Origin of the sequence: Paenalicyclobacillus cellulosilyticus (assembly GCF_014647315.1) — a bacterium.
In the GTDB taxonomy this organism is placed as follows: Bacteria; Bacillota; Bacilli; order Alicyclobacillales; family Alicyclobacillaceae; genus Alicyclobacillus_J; species Alicyclobacillus_J cellulosilyticus.
In genome coordinates this window covers 768-1,031 of record NZ_BMOY01000087.1, presented here as the reverse complement: position 1 = coordinate 1,031, position 264 = coordinate 768, and the positions used below count along the sequence as shown (strand labels likewise).

The window sequence follows — 264 nt, the reverse complement described above, 5'->3', positions numbered from 1 at the left end:
TGGATTTCAAGGTGTTGATAAAGACGGCAATATTACGACCTTAGGTCGTGGCGGTTCGGATACCACAGCCGTGGCTCTTGCGGCTGCGTTAAAAGCAGATGAATGCCAAATCTATACCGATGTGGATGGGGTGTATACAACTGATCCTAGAGTGGTGCCAGAAGCCCAGCGTCTTGATCAAGTCACCTTTGAAGAAATGCTTGAATTATCCAGCCTGGGTGCCAAAGTGTTACAAATTCGCTCGGTTGAGTTTGCTGGTAAGTT

Annotated in this window: 1 protein-coding gene; it reads left to right on the top strand. The window is 47.3% G+C overall.

Annotated elements, in window-relative coordinates; translation table 11 throughout:
- A partial coding sequence (locus IEX97_RS13640; protein WP_444541807.1) for an amino acid kinase family protein occupies window positions 1–264 on the top strand: 264 nt, incomplete at both ends.